General features: G+C 54.1%; 19 protein-coding genes. 8 read left to right on the top strand and 11 right to left on the bottom strand.

Translation table 11 applies throughout. The annotated features are described in order from the left end of the window. The first annotated feature begins 33 nt into the window (after positions 1 to 33). The gene (locus DTL42_RS22870; RefSeq protein WP_114372562.1) at positions 34 to 1,071 is read left to right on the top strand and encodes a 3'-5' exoribonuclease YhaM family protein; all 1,038 of its coding nucleotides are present in this window, start codon (positions 34 to 36) and stop codon (positions 1,069 to 1,071) included. A gap of 113 nt (positions 1,072 to 1,184) precedes the next feature. After that, positions 1,185 to 2,477 carry a sensor domain-containing diguanylate cyclase gene (locus tag DTL42_RS22875; RefSeq protein ID WP_114372564.1) on the top strand — a complete coding sequence of 431 codons (1,293 nt, stop codon included), beginning with the start codon at positions 1,185 to 1,187 and terminating at the stop codon, positions 2,475 to 2,477. A gap of 6 nt (positions 2,478 to 2,483) precedes the next feature. Here DTL42_RS22875 and prmC read toward each other — a convergent pair whose 3' ends face one another. The 3 genes from prmC to rpmE all read right to left on the bottom strand — a co-directional run bounded on the left by prmC (position 2,484) and on the right by rpmE (position 4,859). Continuing rightward, positions 2,484 to 3,365: a peptide chain release factor N(5)-glutamine methyltransferase gene (gene prmC, locus DTL42_RS22880; protein ID WP_114372568.1), complete on the bottom strand. Its 882-nt coding sequence runs from the start codon at positions 3,363 to 3,365 to the stop codon at positions 2,484 to 2,486. A gap of 56 nt (positions 3,366 to 3,421) precedes the next feature. Further along, the gene (gene prfA / locus DTL42_RS22885) at positions 3,422 to 4,498 is read right to left on the bottom strand and encodes a peptide chain release factor 1 (RefSeq protein WP_114372571.1); all 1,077 of its coding nucleotides are present in this window, start codon (positions 4,496 to 4,498) and stop codon (positions 3,422 to 3,424) included. Positions 4,499 to 4,628: 130 nt separating this feature from the next. Further along, positions 4,629 to 4,859 carry a 50S ribosomal protein L31 gene (gene rpmE, locus DTL42_RS22890; RefSeq protein ID WP_114372573.1) on the bottom strand — a complete coding sequence of 77 codons (231 nt, stop codon included), beginning with the start codon at positions 4,857 to 4,859 and terminating at the stop codon, positions 4,629 to 4,631. A 506-nt stretch (positions 4,860 to 5,365) separates the two neighbouring features. On the opposite strand from rpmE, the gene ubiE reads away from it, so the two are divergent. From ubiE to DTL42_RS22915, 5 genes are all read left to right on the top strand, one after another. Continuing rightward, positions 5,366 to 6,076: a bifunctional demethylmenaquinone methyltransferase/2-methoxy-6-polyprenyl-1,4-benzoquinol methylase UbiE gene (gene ubiE, locus DTL42_RS22895; RefSeq protein ID WP_114372575.1), complete on the top strand. Its 711-nt coding sequence runs from the start codon at positions 5,366 to 5,368 to the stop codon at positions 6,074 to 6,076. Further along, complete coding sequence (locus tag DTL42_RS22900; protein WP_114372577.1) at positions 6,073 to 6,726, top strand: UbiX family flavin prenyltransferase; 654 nt, start codon at positions 6,073 to 6,075, stop codon at positions 6,724 to 6,726. Before ubiE ends, DTL42_RS22900 begins: the two co-directional genes overlap by 4 nt. After that, a complete protein-coding gene (locus DTL42_RS22905; protein WP_114372579.1) occupies positions 6,719 to 7,627 on the top strand; it encodes a UbiA-like polyprenyltransferase in 909 nt (302 codons plus the stop codon). Before DTL42_RS22900 ends, DTL42_RS22905 begins: the two co-directional genes overlap by 8 nt. Before the next feature lie 117 nt (positions 7,628 to 7,744). Further along, positions 7,745 to 8,899 (top strand): aminofutalosine synthase MqnE, encoded by a 1,155-nt coding sequence (mqnE, locus tag DTL42_RS22910; protein WP_114372581.1) that lies wholly within the window; start codon positions 7,745 to 7,747, stop codon positions 8,897 to 8,899. Between the two features lie 252 nt (positions 8,900 to 9,151). Beyond that, positions 9,152 to 10,189, top strand: a complete 1,038-nt coding sequence (locus DTL42_RS22915; RefSeq protein WP_114372584.1) for a DUF4272 domain-containing protein — start codon at positions 9,152 to 9,154, stop codon at positions 10,187 to 10,189. Between the two features lie 33 nt (positions 10,190 to 10,222). On the opposite strand, the gene DTL42_RS22920 is transcribed toward DTL42_RS22915, so the two are convergent. The 5 genes from DTL42_RS22920 to priA all read right to left on the bottom strand — a co-directional run bounded on the left by DTL42_RS22920 (position 10,223) and on the right by priA (position 17,826). After that, a complete protein-coding gene (locus tag DTL42_RS22920; RefSeq protein ID WP_114372586.1) occupies positions 10,223 to 10,666 on the bottom strand; it encodes a GNAT family N-acetyltransferase in 444 nt (147 codons plus the stop codon). A gap of 97 nt (positions 10,667 to 10,763) precedes the next feature. Next, on the bottom strand, positions 10,764 to 12,860 hold the full coding sequence (gene recG / locus DTL42_RS22925; RefSeq protein ID WP_114372588.1) for an ATP-dependent DNA helicase RecG: 2,097 nt from the start codon (positions 12,858 to 12,860) through the stop codon (positions 10,764 to 10,766). Positions 12,861 to 12,887: 27 nt separating this feature from the next. After that, complete coding sequence (gene rnhA, locus DTL42_RS22930) at positions 12,888 to 13,355, bottom strand: ribonuclease HI (protein ID WP_114372591.1); 468 nt, start codon at positions 13,353 to 13,355, stop codon at positions 12,888 to 12,890. Positions 13,356 to 13,516: 161 nt separating this feature from the next. Further along, entirely contained in the window at positions 13,517 to 15,406 is a 1,890-nt protein-coding gene (locus DTL42_RS22935; RefSeq protein ID WP_114372593.1) for a sensor histidine kinase, read from the bottom strand. 134 nt (positions 15,407 to 15,540) lie between these two features. Further along, positions 15,541 to 17,826, bottom strand: a complete 2,286-nt coding sequence (gene priA / locus DTL42_RS22940; RefSeq protein ID WP_234824325.1) for a replication restart helicase PriA — start codon at positions 17,824 to 17,826, stop codon at positions 15,541 to 15,543. A 169-nt stretch (positions 17,827 to 17,995) separates the two neighbouring features. On the opposite strand from priA, the gene nadD reads away from it, so the two are divergent. Continuing rightward, complete coding sequence (gene nadD / locus DTL42_RS22945) at positions 17,996 to 18,619, top strand: nicotinate-nucleotide adenylyltransferase (protein ID WP_114372596.1); 624 nt, start codon at positions 17,996 to 17,998, stop codon at positions 18,617 to 18,619. A gap of 77 nt (positions 18,620 to 18,696) precedes the next feature. Here nadD and DTL42_RS22950 read toward each other — a convergent pair whose 3' ends face one another. From DTL42_RS22950 to hisB, 3 genes are all read right to left on the bottom strand, one after another. Continuing rightward, complete coding sequence (locus DTL42_RS22950; RefSeq protein WP_114372598.1) at positions 18,697 to 20,505, bottom strand: S1C family serine protease; 1,809 nt, start codon at positions 20,503 to 20,505, stop codon at positions 18,697 to 18,699. A gap of 56 nt (positions 20,506 to 20,561) precedes the next feature. Then, positions 20,562 to 21,737: an SHD1 domain-containing protein gene (locus tag DTL42_RS22955; protein WP_114372600.1), complete on the bottom strand. Its 1,176-nt coding sequence runs from the start codon at positions 21,735 to 21,737 to the stop codon at positions 20,562 to 20,564. Positions 21,738 to 21,856: 119 nt separating this feature from the next. After that, positions 21,857 to 22,450: an imidazoleglycerol-phosphate dehydratase HisB gene (gene hisB, locus DTL42_RS22960; protein ID WP_114372602.1), complete on the bottom strand. Its 594-nt coding sequence runs from the start codon at positions 22,448 to 22,450 to the stop codon at positions 21,857 to 21,859. Positions 22,451 to 22,454 lie beyond the last annotated feature (4 nt).

Raw genomic sequence — 22,454 nt, forward strand, 5'->3', positions numbered from 1 at the left:
CACTTATGATGGATACCAGAATGCATCTGCGGAATGACCTGGAAAATCTCTGAGATGGCGAACGTCAAGCAACTTTCTGAACTTCAGCATGGACAATCGGCCGACTTCTTCGCTCAGTTATGTAAGAAGGTCCCAGGCACCACTCGGCAAGGGCGTCCTTTCTTCGCGGTCGAGTTTCGCGACAACCGTCGCAACGCTTCCTCCGCAATTTGGGAAGGATCGTCGCACGAATTAGCTTGCCGCGACGAATGGAAAGTGGGGCACTTCTACAAGATTCGCGGCACCTTCCAGGAAACGGCCTACGGCGCCAAGATCGAGATCCTGCGTATCCGTGTCGTTGAAGAAGCCGACACCGAATCAGGCTTCGATCCTCTGCTCTGCCAACCGACGGCAGAAAACGATTCTAGCGAGATGTTCGACTATCTTCTCGATCTGGTCGACCGCGAGATCACCACCCCAGAACTTCGCACGCTGGTCACCACCATTTTCGAGCAAAATCGGCAACGCTTGGAGTCGCTCCCTGGAGCGATCCATCACCATCACGCCTACGCCGGAGGTTATCTTGAACACGTCTATAGCGTCACCCGCAATGTTCTCTACCTGATCGACACCTATCGAGGACAACATGCTTCGCTCCGCGACCCTTTAACCCAGCAGCTTGCCATCGCCGGAGCCTTGTTGCATGACATTGGTAAGCTCCACGAACTTGATGCCGACGCCGGCAACACGGCCTACACCACCGCAGGCGAACTAGTCGGGCACATTGCCCTGGGGCGAGATATCGTGCGAGACACAGCCAAAGAGCTGGCAATCGACGCTCCGTGGCTCGTTCGTCTGGAACATCTGATCGTTAGTCACCAAGGGACGCCTGAGCATGGCAGCCCCAAGCAGCCGATGACCTGGGAAGCCAACTTGGTCTATTGGGCAGACCAGCTAGACGGAAACATCTTCCGCTTGGCGAAAACGTTTCAACAGACCGAAACGAATGAGCCCGTTGTTGCTAGTCCCAACCCATTTGGTCGACGGGTCTTTCGGGGGGAATTGGCAATGGAACCGGAATCATCGGCATAACCCGCCTGTTTTTTCCGACCCTCTTTTCCGACAGCCAGGAATCGTAGTCTAGGCTTGAGTGATCTGCCTTCTGGACGGATGGCATATGCCGCGCTTACAGTCGGGACCGTTGAATGATTCTTTATCTCTTACTTTCCATTGCCGCAAATCTACTTGTAGGGTTCTGCGCGGCGGTACGCGTACGTCAGCTTGTTCAACATCAGCCGGCAGTCATTACGATTGAACAAGCAGACTTATTTCTTGGCGAAATTTCCAACGAAGATCCTATCGAAATCCCCCCCACCCGCGACCATCCCCACAATAAGCTCGTCGTACCGGAAGAAGTCATTCCGTACGAATATTTGGCCGTGCTGGAAAATGAAGCCATTGAGTCCAACGGACTGGTCGAAGCGACTGCCCAAGTCCTGCGTTTAGAGATTGGGCGCTATCGCACCAAGCTAATAGCGATTGAAAATCGCCTTCGCGAAGCCTGGTACCAACCGACTGAGCAAGTCTTGCAAGAGATCGCGGACGACCTGGATGCCCTCAACCTCGATTGGCTCGACAAACAAGCTGAAGCATCGCAGCATTTAGACGGAAGCACAGAAGGGCTCGGTGCGTATTCGGATATTGGGCGTCGGCTTTGTGATACCCTTTTCGATCAGACCGCCCAAATCGAAACGACCCTCAGCAATTTGCAGCAGTTGGACTTTACCGACAGCCTGAACGACGTTTGTCGCAAGTTGGTCTTGGAGATCGGTCGCCTGATCGACTTAGCGCATGACCTACGTGACAAAATGACCGAGACCATCGTTACGGTATTGCGGGCCGAGAAACGGTTGGACACGGTTGATAAGAAAATGAAAATGGATTCAGTCACCGGTCTAAGAAACCGTACCGGGTTCGAGTGCCAGCTTTTCGAATGGTGGCGAGATGACATTCGGCGCGAACGTGCTCTCAGTATTGGCCTCATCGATGTCGATGGCTTCCGCAAGATCAACGAACGTCTCAGTACGGAAGTCGGAGATGAAGTGATTGCTGCCCTTGGTGGATTTATTGGCGATATCATGCGCAGCGATCGCGGCTTCGAGTTCCCTATGCGACTGGAAGGGCAACGCTTCATCTTGTTCTTTGGTGACGTCGGGCCTCGTGGTGCCACAAGCTCGATTGAACGCATCCGGCAATCGATTCAAGCGACCAGCTTCCAATACGATGGAGAAGAAATCGATCTTCTCGCCAGCGCCGGCGTTGCGGAGGTTAAACCGGACGATACCGTTGCCAAATTAATGACACGGGTAACGACGGCTTTACGAACCGCCAAAAAGAATGGGCGCAACCGCACTTTCATCGACGAAGGGCATGGTCCCCAGGCGATCGATCCCCCTGAGTACCCAGTTCGTCCTCGTGTCATTCGCATTGGCGAATAGGCACCGTTATTCGCCCTTCTGCGCGACAAGATAGCGATCGTGCCGTGCAAGATCCTTGCCGATGGAAATCTGCTGGTAGCTCCCTAGTTGCTCGGCGATCTTGGCGACTCGCGTCGCAATCATTGGGCTGAATTCCAAAAGCAACCAACCGCCCGGCTTGAGATGGTCGGCCCCCTTCTCCAAGATTCTGCGGAGGATGGCGGTTCCATCCTCGGCGGCAAATAACGCCACGTGCGGCTCGTGAGCGATCACTTGCGGATCCATCATCGCTCGCTCCGATTCTGCCACGTAAGGTGGGTTACTGACAATAATGTCAAACGTTTCCCCCTGCGGCACGGCTTCAAATAGATCGCCTAGCGCGAACTCGATTCGTTCGCTCACTCCGTGCTTCTCGGCATTCTTCTGGGCAACCTGCAAAGCTTTCGCACTGATATCCGTAGCCAAGCAGGTCACATTCTTCGCATGCTTAGCCACCGTCACGGCGATAATGCCGCTGCCCGTTCCCAGTTCCAGCAATCGCAGCGTCCCTTCACTGCCTCGGGCCTTGAGGCGATCGAGTGCTTCGATCACCAAATGCTCGGTTTCTGGACGAGGAATCAGTACATCCGGTGTGACAGCGAATTCCATCGAATAGAACTCGCGCGTCCCTAACAGATAGGCGACCGGCGTTCCGGCGGCACGTTGCTTGACCAACTCGCGAAATTTCGTTCGCTTGTCGTCGTCGACCGTCTCTTCAAACCGGGTGTAAAGCTGAATCTTCTGGCAACCGATTGCATGGCACAGCAACAACTGCGATTCAAGCCGCGCCTCGTCGCTTCCTTTTGATTCCAGGTACTCCGTCGTCCAGTTCAACAAACGGCCAATCGTCCATGGTTCGGCGGTCGACATGCGGACTCTTTGATCTCTTCAGGGGGAAGTGCGCGAAAGGTGAAGAAACCTCGGGCTTAGTCGAGGTCTCCCATTGAACCGCGAAGTTGTTCACGATCGTGGTCAATCAGGGCGTCGATCACGGGCTGTAAATTTCCGGCCATGATCTGGTCGAGTTTGTAGAGCGTGAGATTGATCCGATGGTCGCTGAGCCGGTTTTCGGGGAAGTTATACGTCCGAATCCGCTGACTTCGGTCGCCTGAACCGACCAAGCTCTTTCGCTCGTCGGCTCGCTCTTTGGCTTCCTTCTCGCGTTGAGCTTCGTACAGCTTCGTCTTCAAAAGACGCAACGCTCGGTCGAGATTTTTATGCTGACTTCGCTCTTCACAGCATTGCACAATCACGCCGGTTTCCTGGTGAATCAGTCGCACCGCCGATGCAGTCTTATTCACGTGCTGACCACCGGGGCCGGAACTCGCGGCATATCGTTCCACCGTGTAGCTGTCAGGGCTTAGGTCGAACTCCACTTCTTCCGGCTCGGCCATGACCGCAACGGTTGCCGCCGAGGTGTGCACGCGTCCTTTGGTTTCCGTATCGGGAACACGCTGCACGCGATGCCCGCCACTTTCATACTGCATTTCTCGGTAGACGCCTTCGCCGTGTACCGAAATGATCACTTCCTTGAATCCACCCAGTTCGGTTGGATTCGATTCCATGACTTCGTACTTCCACTTTTTGCTTTCAGCAAAACGTTTGTACATTTCGTACAGGTCGCGTGCGAATAACGCGGCTTCGTCGCCGCCGGTGCCGCCTCGGATTTCCAAGACGATTTTATCACGGTTGGCGTCTTCCCCGCCGATGGTCATATCCAACAGCTCACGCCAAATCTTCTCACGTTTCCCCTTCAGATCCACCAGATCAGCTTCGGCCAACTCGGCCATCTCAGCGTCGTCTCCGTCGATCATCTCGCGTGCGTCTTCAATCTCGCCCACAATCTGCTTGAACTGGCGATAGCGCCCTGCAAGCCGGGCCAACGAACCATGCTCGCGGGCAACGTTAGCCATCATGGTCGAGTTGGACAACACGTCCGGGTCGCTCATTTGCTTTTCGAGGAACTCGAAGCGAGAAAGTTTTTCTTCCAGAATCTCGCGCATGGGTAGAGCTGTCCTGAGAGGGGTCTGCGGTGACAAATCGTTAAACAGACCGATTGCGGGAATCTACGAAAACACGCGAGTCCCCATGTCGAGGATTCTCGCGTGCCGACGAATTTCGAATTGAAAGAAGCTACTTCTTCTTTTTCTTAGCCAGGCTAGCGTAGTTGCCTGCAAACTTGTTCTTAAACTTCTCGATACGACCACCCGAGTCTAAGAAGCGTTCCTTACCGGAGTAGAACGGATGGCAAACGTTACATACGTCGACCACGATTTCCTTCCGGGTACTACGCGTCGAAAACGAGTTGCCACAACCGCACTTAACGACGGTTTCCTGGTATTTTGGATGGATGTTTTCTTTCATCGTTCTTTACTCCGAGGCAAGTTCGCGGACGAGCCCTGCGCCGGTCCGTTCCCCTGTTGTGCTGCGAAACGCACAATTATAGAGTTCAAACGGCTGCGCGACAATCGTAGATGGGCTGGGCGCAACGCCTTTCACCCGAAACGGCTCTCTCTGCCGTGGCCGTGTTACCTACGGGCCCCTTTTTCGGTAAATTAAACGGCTTGAACTCCTAGCAGGCGGTTGATTTTCTGCTTCGATAGCGAGTTATTGAGACTGGGGCGCGGGCAAAGCGTGAATCCGCTGGCATTTTTAACGAGATACGTCGGAGAAAGTCGCAACACAGCAATCGGGCCACTCTCAATAACGTAGCCAAACCGCAATATTCAACCGGCTGCTCAAGTTGGAACCAATCTGCGGAAGCCTCAATTCAGAAGTCTTGCTAGGGAAACGACTTCCGTAATCGGCCCTCCTGATTGCGGGAAGAGACTTGCTTCTAGGAAATTAGCCATTACTTAGGCCAAAAACGCATGGCGATCGACAAATCGGGAACCCGAGTTCGGCAGATGTTCTCCGAGATTGCGGGCAGCTACGACCGCATGAACCACCTGTTGTCGATGAATATCGACAAATATTGGCGGTGGCGAACGGTCAAAATCGTCCCTCCAACTGGGGATAGCCCGATTCTCGATGTTTGCACCGGGACCGGAGACTTGGCGTTGGCTTACTACAAAGCAGGACAGGGAAAAGTCAAAATCGAAGCCACCGACTTCTGCCCTGAGATGCTTGAGGTTGGAGAAGTCAAAAAGCAAAAGCTGGGCATCAACGGGCAGGTGCGATTTCAAGAGGCAGACACGCAGCAGCTCCCGTTCGAAGACGATCAGTTTCAAATTGTCTCGGTCGCTTTTGGCCTGCGTAACGTTGCTGATACCGATGTCGGATTGAAAGAGATGACTCGTGTTTGTCGGCCCGGCGGCAAGGTAGCCGTGCTCGAATTCTCGCAGCCGCGCTGGCAACCGTTCCGCGGGATTTACCAGTTCTACTTTAAGAACATCTTGCCACGAGTTGGTCAGGCGTTGGCCAAGAACAAACAAGATGCCTACAAATATCTGCCCGATAGCGTGGGCGAGTTTCCTCATGGCGAAGCTTTGGCCGAACGGATGCGACAAGCTGGCCTCAAAGAAGTCTTCTACAAACCGTTCACATTTGGCGTGGCCACTTTGTACGTGGGGACCAAATGAGCTTGCCGATTGTCGTGGCGATCACCGGTGCCAGCGGAGCCGTTTATGCGCGGCGATTGCTTAGTGTGCTGCACCATTGCGGTTACGACATCCAGTTGTCGATCAGCACTTCAGGCCAAACCGTTTTTCAACAGGAGCTCGGTATTCGGCTAGAACTCGATAACTTCGATCCCTGGTCGCTCGTTCCTCAAAAGGTTTCTGCAAGCGATGTCGCTTTGGCGAAATCAGTGGAATTGAATCAGCCGCAAGAACCAGGCTTGTTTCGTTACTTTCACTTCACCGATTTTATGTCCCCCATGGCCAGCGGCTCAGCTCTCTCGGCGGGGATGGTCGTTTGCCCCTGCTCTGGCGGAACACTAGCGGGAATCGTCAACGGAACCTGCAGCAATTTAATTCAACGTGCGGCAGAAGTTCATTTAAAAGAACGCCGTAAATTGATCTTAGTTCCCCGCGAAACGCCTCTTTCGCTCGGCTATATCGACAACCTAAAGAAAGCTGCCCAAGCCGGGGCCGTAGTCATGCCGGCGATGCCTGGCTGGTATCACGGCGTGGAATCGCTGGACGACTTGATTGACTTTATGGTCGCCAGAATTCTCGACCAACTCGACATTCCACATGCCTTGATGCACCGCTGGGGAGACGATGCCTGAGCGTATTCGCCACATTCTAGAGATGATCCGTTTCAGCCATACGGTGTTTGCGATGCCGTTCGCGTTGCTGGCCACTATCATGGCTTGGCGGTTGCCGGCACCCGACGGGGAAAAGGTTGCGCTAACCTGGCAAGCAGGGCTAGGCATTGTGTTGTGCATGGTCTTTGCTCGCAGCGCGGCGATGGCTTTTAACCGACTGGTCGATCGCAAAATCGACGCCGAGAACCCTCGGACAGCGACGCGGCATCTTCCCGCAGGCATCCTTTCTGTGGCTAGTGTGGCGTTCTTCACGCTGGCGTGCAGCGTTGGCTTTATCGCCTCGACACTTCTATTTTGGCCCAACTGGTTGCCGCTGGCTTGTTCGGTCCCAGTGCTGGCATTTTTGTGCGGGTACAGTTACACCAAACGGTTTACCTCGCTGGCCCACTATTGGCTCGGCCTCTCGTTAATGCTGGCCCCCATTTGTGCGTGGGTGGCCATTCGTGGCGAAGTCGTCCTGCGGCATCCGTCCGATATTTTGCCAGCGGTGATGCTGGGCTTGGGTGTGCTGTTTTGGGTGGCCGGCTTCGACATCATTTATGCCTGCCAAGACGCCGAGTTCGATCGCGACGCCAAACTGCGCAGTATTCCTGCGAAATATGGCATTCAAGGAGCCCTGCGAATTGCCGCCGTAAGCCATCTTTTGGCCGTGCTTGCATTTGCGCTACTCCCCTTCACTGCCCCACTTTTGGGCATTATTTACTGGCTGGGCCTCGCTGCCGTGGCTGGGTTACTTTTGTACGAACACGCCCTCGTGCGTCCCTCGGATCTTTCGAAGGTCAATCTGGCATTTTTTCATGTGAACACCATCATTGGCGTGGGAGTGCTGGTTTTTACCAGCATCGACCTGCTTTGGAATTGACCCGCCTTGCAGGGAAAGGGCCAAACAGCGACCATAATAGTTATCGATCGCCCGAACTGTGCGGTTCACTCAAACGGCAAACCGTTCTTTCACCATCACTGGACCAAGCGACCTGAAATGATTCGAGCAGACAAAATCACGTTGGATACCATCGGTAAGAAGGTCGAGAACGGCGAACGTTTGAACCTGGACGAAGGGGTTTTTCTCTACAACGACGATGTCCCGCTGAACGAAGTCGCCGAGTTGGCCAACTTGGTCCGCGAGCGGAAGAACGGCAACTTTGCGTATTACAACATCAATACGCACTTAAACCCCACCAACATCTGCGTCTATCGCTGTAACTTCTGCGCATTTCGGGCCGACCTGAGGGACCCACGTGGCTATGTGATGAGCGACGAGCAGATCTTGGCCCGCGGCCAGGAAGCGATCGACAACGGCTGTACCGAGATGCACATTGTCGGTGGTTTGCACCACCAGAAGAAGTTCGACTGGTACGTGAACATGGTCCGGATTCTGCACGACACGTACCCCAAGTTGCACCTCAAGGCCTGGACCGCCGTCGAGATCAACTGGTTCGAGTTCCTTACCAAGAAGTCGGTTCGCGAAGTGCTGCAGGAACTGCAAGACGCTGGTCTGGGCAGCATGCCAGGTGGCGGTGCCGAAATCTTCCACCGCGAAGTCCGCGACCAGATTTGCGAACACAAGGCCGACACCGGCAAGTGGCACGAGATCCATCGCACCGCGCACGAGATGGGCATCAAGACCAACGCCACCATGCTGTACGGGCACATTGAAAACGCTTACCACCGCATCGACCACTTAATCCGTCTGCGCGAAACACAAGACGTGACCGGCGGTTTTCAAACGTTCATCCCACTGGCCTTCCACCCTGATAACACCGAACTGGCCGAACTCAAAAAACTGAAGAAGCCTTCCGGTTTGATGGACCTGCGAACGATGGCCGTTTCGCGATTGATGCTCGACAACTTCCAGCACATCAAAGCGTACTGGATCATGCTCGGTTTGGGCACGGCTCAAACGGCCCTCTCGTACGGAGCCGACGACATCGACGGTACCGTGCGGCACGAGTTGATCTACCACGATGCCGGCGCCACCACGCCTGAGGTTATGTCGGTGGATGACATCCGCCGCTTGATCGAAGAAGCTGGCCGCGAACCGGTCGAACGCGACACCGTCTACAACCGCGTGATCCGCGATCCGCAGAACATGTCGGAATGGACCACCGGCGAACCGGTTGAAGTGATGAACTAGCCGCAACGATTGCATTCCGCTGGTATTCTCACTACGCTAAAAGCACTCGCCCAACAAAGGAAAGTCATGTTCAGCGGCTTTCTTATGTCGGGCGGATATTGCTCACAGTACGGCAATCTTCAGGTAACAGCCTATGAAAGTCGTGCGGCATTGCTACACGCGGAATCGATTTGAGCCTGCGTTTGTTTCATTTGCCCGAGCAGACTGGTTTATCATCTCAGCTCACTCTCGCTCCAAGCAAAGATTCACTGCATGAGTTCCACGCCCACGCTGGTCAATGCCTACTGCACACGCCGCAATCCGCCTCCCCTAGAATTCCCTCACCAACTGCTCAGCCACCGCAATCACCATGACCCGAAGTTGGCGACGCACCTGCAAGAGTTCATCGGCTTCGTTTGCCAAGGTGGCCAACGTGAAATGACCGAAACGCTGTATCATGTGATCCAGCATCTCGAACGGGTGCAGAACCAATACAGCCTGGAAATCTATCCCGAGCACTTCGACAAGCTTGGCAACTGGGCACGGGCAGCCAACGCCGTGCTCTTGATGCAAGACTTCAACGTCTGCGATCCGACCGGCAAGCTGCTTGTCTCGCACACCGATGGTAGCTACGACGACGATGCGGAGGTCCCCTACACGGAAGAAGCCCTTCAGCGAAAAGAACGCATCACTACCGAACTCGGCGAACTGGCCCTTCATCCGTACGAGGGTTTACCGCCAGTAATTGCCGAAAGCGAAGTCGACCTGCGACCTGCCGACGAGGTCGCTCGCCGGGCGCTTGCTTTGATGGCGGTTGCCGTCCGGGCGGAATCTTTAGCTTCGGATGAACCTCTTCCGGTTTCAGAAATTCGACAACGCCTTCCTCAAGCCTTCGGTTCGTTCACGCCGGTAGAGAAGGCTTTCATGGAAGCAGAATCTCCCGATCAGCAGTCGGTAATCAACCATGCTTGGCGGTACGAATGCTTGTACGTCTTGCAGTGGGCTCTAGGGCATTTCGACGAACTTCAATTTCCCAATACGATTTGCGATGTCACCCAGGTAGCCGGAGACATCCTTAACCGCGATCGAGCGGCGATGATTGCGGAAGCAAAGCTTCGCCCGACCACTGAGATCTTAGATCAGGCTGATCGCTACTTTCGTCTCCACTGGATCGCCCGCCAGCCGTCGTTGAAAGGCGAGCCAACCCCTGCTGGTCTTGATATCGGCGTGATTTCAGAACGCCGCCACGCGTTGAACTGGCTCATCCGCCACCAGAACGCCGATTGGGACGACGTTAATTGCTCGACTTAGCACCAACCATTTGCCAAGCGGCGTACTTTTCCGCTAGTTGGAATTTGTGTCCCGGCCATTAAAGCGTAGACGCAAAACCTGCTGCTGGGTTGCCTCGTGGTGTTTCTGTTCCAGCATCACAAAGCCGTAGTGCTCGTAGAATGCTCGTCCGTTCGGGTTGTCCACGAAAACCTCTAATTCGACCATACCCCGCAGCGCTACAGCTTTATCCATGAGTGATCGCCCAATACCCACTTTTTGATGGTCGGGATGAACAAAAATCGCACCAACCTCGTTTCCGAGCAAAGCAATAAAACCAACCACCTTCCCCTGTTTTTCGTATACCCACGTTTCCGCGATCGGCAAATAGATATTGGGAATGTTCTCCCGCTCCTGCGTGAGAAACTCTTCCGTGAGAAAAGGGTGGGCAATGACGGATGCCTCCCACCAAATATCCAATAGGTCATTCAGATCTTGTTCGTGGTAGGCTCGGATCACGTTCGAATCCTTTCGGTACCAGAAGTGGGGCAGAAGCAACCCTTTGGTGACACATCTGAGGCTAAAAGGTTCGCCTGTGTATTAGCAGAAAAGGCTGCTAACCCAAGTCCCCGATATCCAACGACTTGCCATAGCGGATCATCACCATCCGCCGCAGCTTTTCCCACTTGGCTCCGGCCAGATTGGGGTCCGTATCGGTGATCGAAAAAGCATCTTGGCGGGCCTTGGCTAACAGGTCGCCGTCTCGCTGCAGGTCAGCGATTCGTAGCGGAGGCATGCCGTGCTGTTTCCAGCCGAACAAATCGCCAGGGCCGCGCAGCTGAAAATCGACTTCGGCCAACTCAAAGCCATCGGTTGTACCGGCGAACGCCTGCAAACGTTCCTTCGAGGAATCGGTCGCTGGGTTGGCAAAGACACACAGATAGCCAGGATGCTTGCCACGGCTAATTCGGCCACGCAATTGATGCAATTGAGCCAAGCCGAAGCGTTCGCCACTTTCGATCGTCATCAGCACGGCGTTGGGCACATCGACCCCCACTTCGACCACGGTGGTGGCAATCAGCACGTCGATCTCGTGCCGGGCGAACCGCTGCATCACAGCATCTTTCTCCGCTGGTGGCATCCGCCCGTGCAGCATGGCCAAACGAAAAGCCTCAAGTTCGCCGTTGGCCAAATGTTCCAACAACTGCTCGACCCCCCCCAGCGTATCCTCTCGCTGCGTTTCGTCGACCAGCGGCGCGATGACATATCCTTGTCGCCCTTCACGTAGCTTCTTGCGAAAAAAGTCCCACCACTTGGCTCGCTGCTCTTCGTCAGCGATGTAGGTATTGACCGCCTGCCGCCCAGGCGGTGCCTTACGAATGGTGGAAAGATCGAGATCGCCAAACATCCCCAGCGCCACGGTTCGGGGAATTGGCGTGGCGGTCATCACCAAGTAATGGGGATCACTTCCGGCGCTACGCAGGGCGGCCCGTTGCCGCACGCCAAACTTGTGCTGCTCGTCGATAATCACCAAGCCCAGGCGTTTGAAAGTAATCTCTGTGGCAATGATGGCCTGGGTGCCGATCAATAAATCGATCTCCCCCGCCGCTACTTCTGCCAGCAGCTTTTGTCGCTCTTTATCGGTCAACGATCCGGTCAACACGCCAATGCGCACCTTAGCATGGCTCAGCAGTTTGGTGAGCGTGCGGGCGTGCTGCTTGGCCAACACTTCGGTCGGGGCCATCAGGGCGGCCTGAGATTTCGCGGCGACAGCGGCCAGCATGGCATAGACGGAAACCATCGTCTTGCCGGTTCCCACGTCTCCTTGCAGCAAGCGATTCATCGGAATCGTGCGTCCCAGGTCGTGGCTGATTTCGTGGATGGCTTGATTCTGGTCCTCGGTCAATTCGAACGGCAGCAGCCGGCGAATTCGTTCATCCACACGAAAATCGACAGGAATGGGAATCGCGCTACGACGTTCGTTCAGTTGATGCTTCCGCAGCGACATGGCCAACTGCAGGACAAGCAATTCCTGATAGATAAACCGTTTGCGTGCCGCTTCAGCATCTTCGCGTGCTGGAGGCCGATGGATTTTGTTTAGCGCGTCATGAACGGTCAGCAGTTCGTGCTGCTGCAGAAACGATTCTGGCAAGACTTCTTCCAGGTCGCTGCTGAAAGCATCCAGTGCGGCGTGGACCATCTTTCGCATCACCCCTTGGCGGATCCCTTCCGTCAACGGATAAACGGGAAGTACTTTGCCTCCTTCGGGGACTTCGCCCATCTCCATGATGTCGACCACCGGGTGCGTCATTTCCCAGCGGTTCCCCTCGAAACGTGGTTTGCCGGAAACCACGACATGCTGTCCCTCATGAAACCGTTTTCGCAGGAACGGCTGATTGAACCAGATAGCGCGGAGGTAGGCCTGATTGTCGCGAACCAGTACCCCCAGTATCGATCGCCCAGGCCCGGTTCCGCGAAAGTCGACTTGTTCGACAACCCCAGAAATCGAAGCGGGCTCGTCTTCGATGAGATCTTCAACGGCGACTAACTCGCGAAGGTCTTGGTAATCGCGGGGAAAGAAGAAGATGAGATCGAGCGCGGTATAAAGCTGCAGCCGAGCCAGCTTCTCAGCACGCTGCGGCCCGACTCCTTTTAAGAATTGAACTGGCGTCCGCAGACGTTCCAGCGGTGTCGTATCGCGGCTATCTGGCATCGAGTCCTCACCAAGTAATCGCCCGGCTTATCGATAAGGTTGATACGCGGCGACCGCCAATTCGTCGCAGCGGTCATTCTCGGGATGGCCGCTATGCCCGGCAACCCGCGTGTATTTTACGCGATGCTTTTCTAGTTGTTCATCCAATTGCCGCCACAAATCGTCGTTCTTAACTGGCTTCCACTGGGTTCCTTCCTTGCGTCGCCAATTGTTTTTCTTCCATTTGGGCATCCACTCTGAGATCCCCTTCCCCACGTAAACGCTATCGGTGAACAGTTCGATATTGCAGGGGCGGGTTAGCGTTTGCATACCTTGAATCACCGCCATCAGTTCCATGCGATTGTTGGTGGTTACCTTCTCGCCGCCTGATTTCTCCATTTCTTTGCCGGTGCCAGGATGGCGCAAGATAAACGCCCAGCCGCCAGGGCCAGGATTACCGCTGCACGCTCCATCGGTATAAAGAAGAACTTCCGGCTCAAAGGTGGAGGCCGCCATGCACTGCTCCCTGGGTGTTGATTTTCAAACGACCAATTATGCCTCTTTGCGTCGCCGGGAAAAAGGCTACGACCTCGAGTTCGCTTAAACGGCGAACGATCGAGTTCCGGCGAGGCAAGTTCGCGAAAGAGAAATCGCCGCCGAGGTGGGATAACTCCCCCTTAGCTGCTTGTCGACGAATCGATTGTCTCAGGAGAGTCGTTCAGACGCGAACCATGAATGCGGACGAAGTCACCATGTTTCGACTTGGTAATTTCGTCAATCCGCGACGAAAACGAATTCTCGTGGACGTCTGGTTGTTCCTCGATTTCCCAAGGAATGTCGACATAGAAGGTGCTTCCCTTGCCGAGTTCGCTTTCGACACGCACAGTTCCGCCCAGTAACTGGCATAGCTCGCGCACGATCGACAAGCCCAGGCCTGTTCCAGAGTATTCTCGCGTGAGGGTATCGCCTTGTGGGCCAGATCCTTGGCGGAATTTCTCGAAGATGATCTCTCGATCTTCATCCGCAATCCCCACTCCGGTATCACTGACCGACAAGTGCATGCGATTATCGATCCGCTGGATTTTTACGCCGATGCGTCCCCCTTCCGGTGTGAATTTGATGGCATTGGAAAGGAGATTGGTAAGAATCTGCTGGAACTTCGATTGATCCTGCAACGCTGGCTGCTCGTCAGGATCGACCAGGCAAATCAGATCAATGTTCTTTTCTTCGGTCAACGACCGCACCATATCGCACGCGCCACAAACGACCGCCGCCACCGAGAAACGCGTAGCACGGACTTCCATCCGGCCGCTTTCGATCTTAGCCAAATCAAGAATGTCGTTGATCATGTCCAACAACAAACGACCTGACTTCTGAATGTTTTCGACGTATCGCTTCTGTTTGTCATTCAAGCTATCGATTCCCCGCAGCACGTCAGAGAAACCGAGAATGCTATTAAGCGGAGTCCGCAGTTCGTGGCTCATGCTGGCCAGGAAGTCGCTTTTCAGGCAGTTCATTTCGTACAACTGCATGTTGGCCTGGGCCAACTGATCGACCTTGCCACCCAGATCGCGGTTCACATAGGTCAGCTTGTTCTGGGCGTCGATCAACTGCGCCAACATGCGATTGAACGACGTGGCCAGATCTTCAAATTCATCGCCGGTATAAATCTCGGCCCGCACGTCCAAGTGTCCCTGGCTAACCTCGTCGCTCACATCTCGTAGATGTGTCAGCGGCTTGACGATGATGTACCGTACGATCAAATACAACGCGATCATCGACAAGGCCACCGTGATAATGGCCGTGGCCAACAGATAAGCCCGGTTCTTGGTCAACGCATACTGGGTGATGGCATCCTTCTTGATGATCTTGATCACGTTAAACGGCAACCGATTTTCAACCAAAACGCCAGCAGGAAATGCAGCTTGCAGGTTGTTGTTGTGGCAAGCGATTGCGCATGTATGTTTCCAGTAGATGGGCTGGTAGTAGATGTACTCTTCATTCTCGGCATCGTAATACGCTTCCGAGGCCGGCGAATAATCGATCAGATCTCCTTCGGGATTATGGGGACGAACCTGGGCTAGTTCGTCGGCCACTTCACGCGTTTCTGGTTCTGGCGTACGCAGGAATTTTTCGACGATATCTTTATCGCGTGTTTCTTGAATCTCTTTCAGCCGCCGCAAGATATCTGCTTCTTCTTCATTGGCAGGCAAATGAATCCGCTCTTCGCGATGCGGAGTGGCGGCCAGCTCTCGGTCGGCGGGGTCGAGCGTCATCACCTGCCAATCGTACGAGACGTACTCTAGTTCCAGCCCGGTCTCTTGGACGTGTTCGTCATAGCCGTAAGTCGTCCCGGCGTCGTCCTTCCAGTGGGTTTTCAACAGCACTGCATCCACTAAGTGCCGACCGGTACTCAGATTGTTGCTATGCACCAATTGCTCGGTCGATTGCCCATACCACCAAAAGCTGCCGGTAATCAGCAGCAGTAGGCACGTCCCGTATAGAAAACGACATTTTCGTTCGAGATTGGTCTCGCCGAGAACGCGTTTGATGGAACGGTAGGACATAAGTGGTTTTCAATCTTCAGTTTTCAGTGTTCAACCAGAAGAGAGACCGCACTGGAACACCGCTTCAGAAAAACGATCATTCTTGAATTCTAGCGCTTTTGCCTTTCTGAAACTACCCAGATTTCCAGACGAAACTACATCATGTCGATCGGATCGATATCCGCGATCCACAAAACCTCGTCCGGTACGGTAATTTTCTGGCGGCAATGCAGTACGGCGGCCCGCATTAAATGACGATCGAAGCTGTGTAAAAGCAAGTGATAGCGGTAATTTCCCCGTAACTTTTCAATCGGAGCTGGGGCAGGCCCTTGCTGCGAGATGTCTCCCCCCTTCTCGGCGATAAAACGGGTAATTTCCTCGGACACTTGCTGCATAAACAGCTCGACCGACGGTTGGGTGGGACCACGAGCGATAATCCGCACCATATGAGCAAAGGGTGTCATTTGAAAATCACGGCGAAACGGCAACTCTCGTTCGGCGAACAAGGCGTAGTCATGTCGGGTGGCCGCTTCAATGGCTGGGTGATCGGGGCTTAACGTCTGCACCAGCACTTCCCCCCCTAAATCCCCGCGTCCGGTTCGCCCGGCAACTTGGGTGATTAGCTGAAATGTCCTTTCCCCTGCGCGCACGTCGGGAAAGTGGAGCGCTGTATCCGCATTGATTACGCCCACCAAGGTCACGTTCGGAAAATCGAGCCCCTTGGCGATCATTTGGGTGCCGACCAAGATGCGAACTTCCTGGTTGCGAAATTTTTCCAAGGCCGCTTCATGCGAACCGGGCTTCTTCATCGTATCCGAGTCCATCCGGATGATCGGGTACGAACTGAACTTCGCTTTGACCTCTTGTTCCAACTTTTGCGTGCCGATGCCAGAAAAGCGAATGCCTGAGTAACCGCACTTGGCATCAGGACAAACACGCGGGGCAACACTCCGGAAATCGCAGTAATGACAAACCGTGCTGCCATCGGTAATGTGATGCGTCAGTGGCAGTTCACAGTGTGGGCACTTCACAATGTGCCCACACGCGGGGCACTGAATATGCGTGCTGTGCCCGCGCCGGTTCAACAGCAGAATGATTTGTCCCTCTTGCTGTAACGTTCGCTGGATCGATTGATACAACTGGCGACTAATCGCCCCCCGATAACCAGTCGTCTTATCGTAGCGCATGTCGACCGTCCGAACCGCTGGCAAGGGGCGATTGCCGATCCGTCGTGGCATGCTGATCAATTCGTACTGACCTTGCTTGGCACGGTAGAACGTTTCTAACGAAGGGGTCGCTGTCCCGAGAATGAGCGGAACCTGTTCGAGTTCCGCCCGTTTGGCTGCCACCTCGCGGGCATGGTAGCGGGGCACCGAATCTTGCTTGAACGACGTATCGTGCTCTTCATCCAGGATGATCATCCCCAAATGGGGTGTCGGGGCAAATACAGCACTACGGGCCCCAACCACTACGTTGACAATCCCCGAGGCAATTCGCTTCCATTGCCAGTGCCGTTCAACATCGCTCATGTGGCTATGCAGCACGGCAATCCGATCGAACCGCGAGGCAAATCGCTGTTTGGTCTGCGGCGTGAGGCTGATCTCTGGGACCAAGACAATCGCCTGCTTCCCCTGATCGATCACGTTTTGAATCGCCTGAATGTACACTTCGGTCTTACCACTGCCGGTCACCCCATGCAGGAGAATTGGTTTCGGCTGGGGAGCTTTGACCTGAGCAAGAATTGTTCGCAGTGCGGCAGCTTGGTCTTCGCTAAGGGACTTAGCCGATTCTCGTTCGATATCGAGGTCGTCGAAATGCGCGTGACTCACCCGGCGAACTTCCGCTGCGATTAGCTTCTTTTTTCGTAGCGTGCTGATCGGGGCTTGGGTCACACGGCATTTGTCAGCCAAGTCGCCAGGGGTCATTGGCTTGCTGGCAGCGGCCAACGTCGTCAACACGGTTTGCTGCTTCTCGGTTAGCTTCAACGTAGAAAGCTGCATCGCCACCTGAGGAGGTACACTCAACAGCGTGACCTCGCGGGTTCCGGCATTTCCTCGCACGGCTGCGGGAATCACGGCCTCTAAAACCTGCCCCCAACTTGCCAAGTAATACTCAGCCATCCACTGGGTCATGGCGAGCATGTGCGACGAAACGAGCGTTTGTTGATCGAGCGAGGCCAGCACATGCTTTAGCTTACGACGGCCATACTCCTTCCGCTCTACGGCAACGCAGTACGCCATTACCCGGCGGTTGGAACGCCCCAAGGGAACATAAACCCTTCGTCCCGGTAAGATTTCCCCGCTTAATTCGTCGGGAATCAGGTAATCGAACGCTTGCTCTGGCCCGGTCGACATGACAACGGAAGCCACCAGCCCCGTCTGGGCATCGTCTTGCTCCCAGGGGGTTGAATCGTCGCCGAAAAGTCCTTTTTGATTCTTCACCAAACCTACGCGAAATGGGGCTACACTTTAATTGGGAAACAATCGAATCGGGGGGAATCCTGGCCAAGTCTAACCAGGACCGATACGATAACAGGTAACCAACCACCTTCCCAGCCGCGAACCAAACGGCTCGTCTATTTAGCACGACGATACAATCAGGGGGTCCGCAATGCGATTGGGAATCTACGGGGGATCGTTTTCTCCAATTCACAATGGCCATTTACTGCTCGCCGAATCGTGCCGCGAACAATGCCAGCTGGACGAAGTTTGGTTTCTGCCAGCTGCTGTCAGTCCGCTAAAGCAAGACGCAAATCCCGCTTCCAATGCCCATCGTGTGGCCATGCTGGAATTGGCGATCGCCGGCAATCAAGCCTTTAAAGTCAGTCCAATCGAATTGGAACGAGGCGGTGTCAGCTATACCGTTGATACGCTCCGCGAGGTGGCCCAGATCGTTCCGCATGCCCAACTTTTTCTGCTTATTGGGGCAGATTCTTTTGCCGACTTCTTTCATTGGCGGGCGATTAATGAAATTTGCGAGTTGGCCACGATTTGCACTGTAGGACGCCCTGGTTCCAACTTGAACGATTGGGGACGTCTACCGGAAGTCTTGAGCGAAGAGCAAATGCTGCAGATTAAAGACCACTTTGTCGAAATGCCCCTGATCGGACTCAGCAGTACCGAAATCCGGCAACGGATCGCCGATGGCCGTTCGATCCGATACATGGTGCCTCGAAGTGTCGAGAAATATATCGAGACGCAACATGTCTTCCGTTCGCAAGTAGCCCACGTGTAGCCAACGATTCTCCCGTAGCCGAAATCGTTGGCAAGCAACCGAAGCCGTTCCAAGCTGCTGGTCGCCAGAAAACCTCGCTAATTACCTAGTTCCAATTTTCGCAAGCCCGTTGCGTTAGGCAATTCCTTCACGACCGGCACCGAAGTTTCCTTGGATTTAGCAACGGCTTGAGGGTCGGGTTTGTAGGGAGGATAGTTCTTTTCCAACGTACACTTATACGACATCGGCAGGCTCACATCGATGTCGTCGATATGGTAGTCGGCTCTTCCTTTGTAACTAACCGATTGGATTCGGCCTATTTTCTTATCGAATTGAATCGTCGCTTTGCCGACCAAGTGCAAAAATGGGATATGACTATTTTCATGCATTGTTTTTAGTTCGTACGACTTTTCGATTTCGATCAAATTGCCCCGCCGCGCGATGATTTTGTAGTCCGCCTTTTCCACCGCTGGGTGAAGATCGTACGAGGGGATCTCTTTAATTTGGGGATTCAATCCGAAACGGAATCGGCTCTGCAAAGCAGGGCTCAGCCGTAACAGGTCGGCCATTAACGGATCTTCTTCGACCACCAACTTCGATTCTTTCTTCTGGGGAATGATTCGAATGTTAGCTACCTGCCATTCATCGGAATCGGATTCGGGAAGTGGTTCCAAGCCAATGGTGCTAAAGAAGCCAATGAAGTTCGGCAGAAAACGTTCGCCTCCGTTGTACGAGAGTTCTCCATGCGGCTTCATCAACAGATGGCCGGAATCGGATAGCGGCCGCACGCCAGCTATCCGATACATGCTGCCGATCTGTGGCTTCACGTGCTGAGCCAAGCTGCCAGAAAACGAAACCACTTTGTCTTCCGCCGTCCCAACACCATTGGGACCTGAAGTGACCTTTAAGAACGCGACCGAAGGGGTCACTCGTTTGGCCAAGTCTGGGCCTCGCAAGTAAGGTTCTGCTGCGTCAGCTGCTTGAAAAGGTATCTTCTGCCGCTCGAGCATCTCTCGCACTTGATTCGCCGGCACCGCAAAGCCGACGTTCGAGAGTCCATCGCCTGACAAGAGCGAGGTTGCCACTCCGGCGACATGCCCTTTCTCGTTGACAACCGGTCCGCCACTGTTACCTGGGTTCACCGTCGCATCAAGCTGAAAGACGCGGTTGGGCCGGTCATTATCGATACCGGAAACCGTTCCCCGCGCGATCTTCAAGCTTTCTCCCAAGACATCCGACAGCGGATAACCGACGACACGAATCTCTTCGGCCAACTGCACCTCAGCGGAATCCATGATCGCGATTGGCGTTAGCCCCGTCGTATCGACACGAATCAGGGCCAAGTCGTGCTTGCTATCAATGTCCACCACCTTGGCCGGATAAGTCTTGCCGCCGATATGGGCCTCGATCTTGGTAGAGCCCTCGACAACGTGGGCACACGTCACCAAAAAACCCTCGGCATGGACAACAAACCCAGTGCCACTCGACTCGAAGACCTCCCCCTCTTGTTCTTCCTTTTTTTGGTTTCGCAGGACGTATTCGGGGCTTAGGTTCGGAACGGTGTAGGTGATTTGCCCAAGGTAAATCGAGTCCTTATCAGGAAAGTTGACCGTAGTTTCGACCTTGTAGATAAAGCGGCTCGTCTTTTCCAATTGATAATGCAGTTCGGTGGGGCGAGCTTTGTAAGGGGGCTGCTTATCGTAAGGCACAATTTTGCCTGCGGCATTCACGACGGTAGACTCGAATGATTTCTCCTGAGCCGGCCCCGAGCCAAACAAACCACCTCCAGTATTGCCGCCAGGTTCCCCCGCACCGCTGCCACATCCAAGTGTGCCCAACAGAATCGTCAGCGTTACCATCGCGAGTGCTTCGAATCGGCAGGCAAAAGCAAAACGAGGACAAGTCATAGCGGCTTTTATTTCCAGAAACACCACAAAGGCAAAGAGGGAAAAGTAAATGGCATCTACTCGGCAATTCGCAGCACGATCATATCGTTACTGGAAGAACCACCAGCGATAGCAATGTGACGCCCATCCGGAGAACAAGCGATCTGGGTAACGTTCGTCAATTCGTCGTACTTGGTCGACTTGAGACGCTCGCCGGTGGCTGGCTCCCATTCGTTTAAACTATTGTCGTCACCAGAAAACAACATTTGGCTGTCCGTTGAAAAACAGAGAGATAACTGTCGTCTGTTATAAGTAATTTCGTGCCCCTGACCTGAAATCGTATTCCAGATGCAAAGCTTATCCCGACTACTTACAGCCACGTACTGCCCATCAGGGGAAAACGCTGCGTGGTACGCGTAGCCAGTCATCAAGTCCATGCTTTCAATCTCTTTTTTCTCTGCCAGATCAAACAATCTTAAAGTGGCTCCATCGGTAGCCATGGCCTGCTTGCCGCTGGGCGTGATGTAGCAAGCGCGAATCTCGTCCTTAAAGCCAGCAAAAGAAGCGAGCATCTTGCCTGTGTTTAAATCCCAATAGAAAAGCTTATCTTCACTGCCGCCACCAACGGCCTTGCTGCCATCTCGGGAAATAGCCACGTGAGCGAGCCCGCCGGAACTTGGTAGCGAATGCACGACGCGCAATTGTTCGAGCGCATCGAGTTCAAACACATAGACCGCGCCTGAGCCTCCTGCCAATATTCGATTACCATCCGGCAGAAAGGCACAAGCATTGACCGAGTAGAGCTTTCCGAGCTTTTCGTTTTTGCGCAGCAATTTTTGCTGCGGAACGTTCCGTAACGTGAGCGATCCCGAGAAGCCGGAAGCGAGCGTTGCTCCGTCGGGAGAAAACACCAAGCAGGAAGCGGCACCTCCTTTTTTGAAGCGGCGCACTTCCCCCAGCGTCACCCCTTCTGGCGGTTTAATTTCGACAAAATCTCGCGCGGCCAGGGGCGTACCGCTACTCGTTTTCGGCAGCTTACTTAGAAATGCCTGATCGGAGTACGAGAGCTTATCTTGCGGAACGGTAATCTCTTTGCCATCTGGCTTGCGTAGCTTTACGATTCCATCTTTAAGTGAGATGAACTCGGCTTCCGTCTTGAATTTACCGGTCTGATCGGTCCACTCCCGCGCCATGACGGCACTGGCAACCACGCACAGCGCAAGCCCCATCGCGGCAATTCCACGCCCCAACATCAACAACCGCTCCCAGCTGCAAGAAAAGAAATTCCCTGAGACAAAATACTAACAAGCAGCTTGCCCGATAGCAAACATAGAGAGCGAAGAGTGGTTGCCTTTGCCAGCTTTAACGGTCTTTACCCGTTAAGGGTTCCCTTGGTGCTGGGAACACCCGGAGAACGTGGGTCGTGCTCGATCGCCATCCGCAAGCTGCGAGCGGCACACTTGAAGATCGCTTCAGCAATGTGATGGTTGTTGCGTCCATAGTGAATGTTCACATGGAAATTGCACAACGCGTTGGCGGCCAACGCTTGCCAGAAGTCTTCGACCAGTTCCGTATCGAACTCGCCAATCTTTTCGGTGGTAAACGGTGCGTTGAACACCAGAAAGTAGCGTCCGCTTAAATCCCAAACGGTGCTGCACAGGGTCTCTTCCATCGGTAGGGTAAAGTGCCCGTAACGACGGATTCCCTTCTTATCTCCGATTGCCTGACGAATGGCCTGACCGATACAAATGCCGGTATCTTCCACCGTGTGATGCTGGTCGACATGCAAGTCGCCGGTCACGTCGACATTCAAGTCGAAACAGCCGTGCCGCGTGAACAGCTGCAGCATGTGATCGAAAAAACCGACGCCGGTCGAACCGGTGAAGTTACCGGAGCCGTCGAGGTTTAGTTCGAGCTTGATTTGCGTTTCGGTCGTGTCGCGTTCGATTTTAGCAATGCGAGTCATGAAG

Source organism: Bremerella cremea (genome assembly GCF_003335505.1).
GTDB lineage: Bacteria > Planctomycetota > Planctomycetia > Pirellulales > Pirellulaceae > Bremerella > Bremerella cremea_A.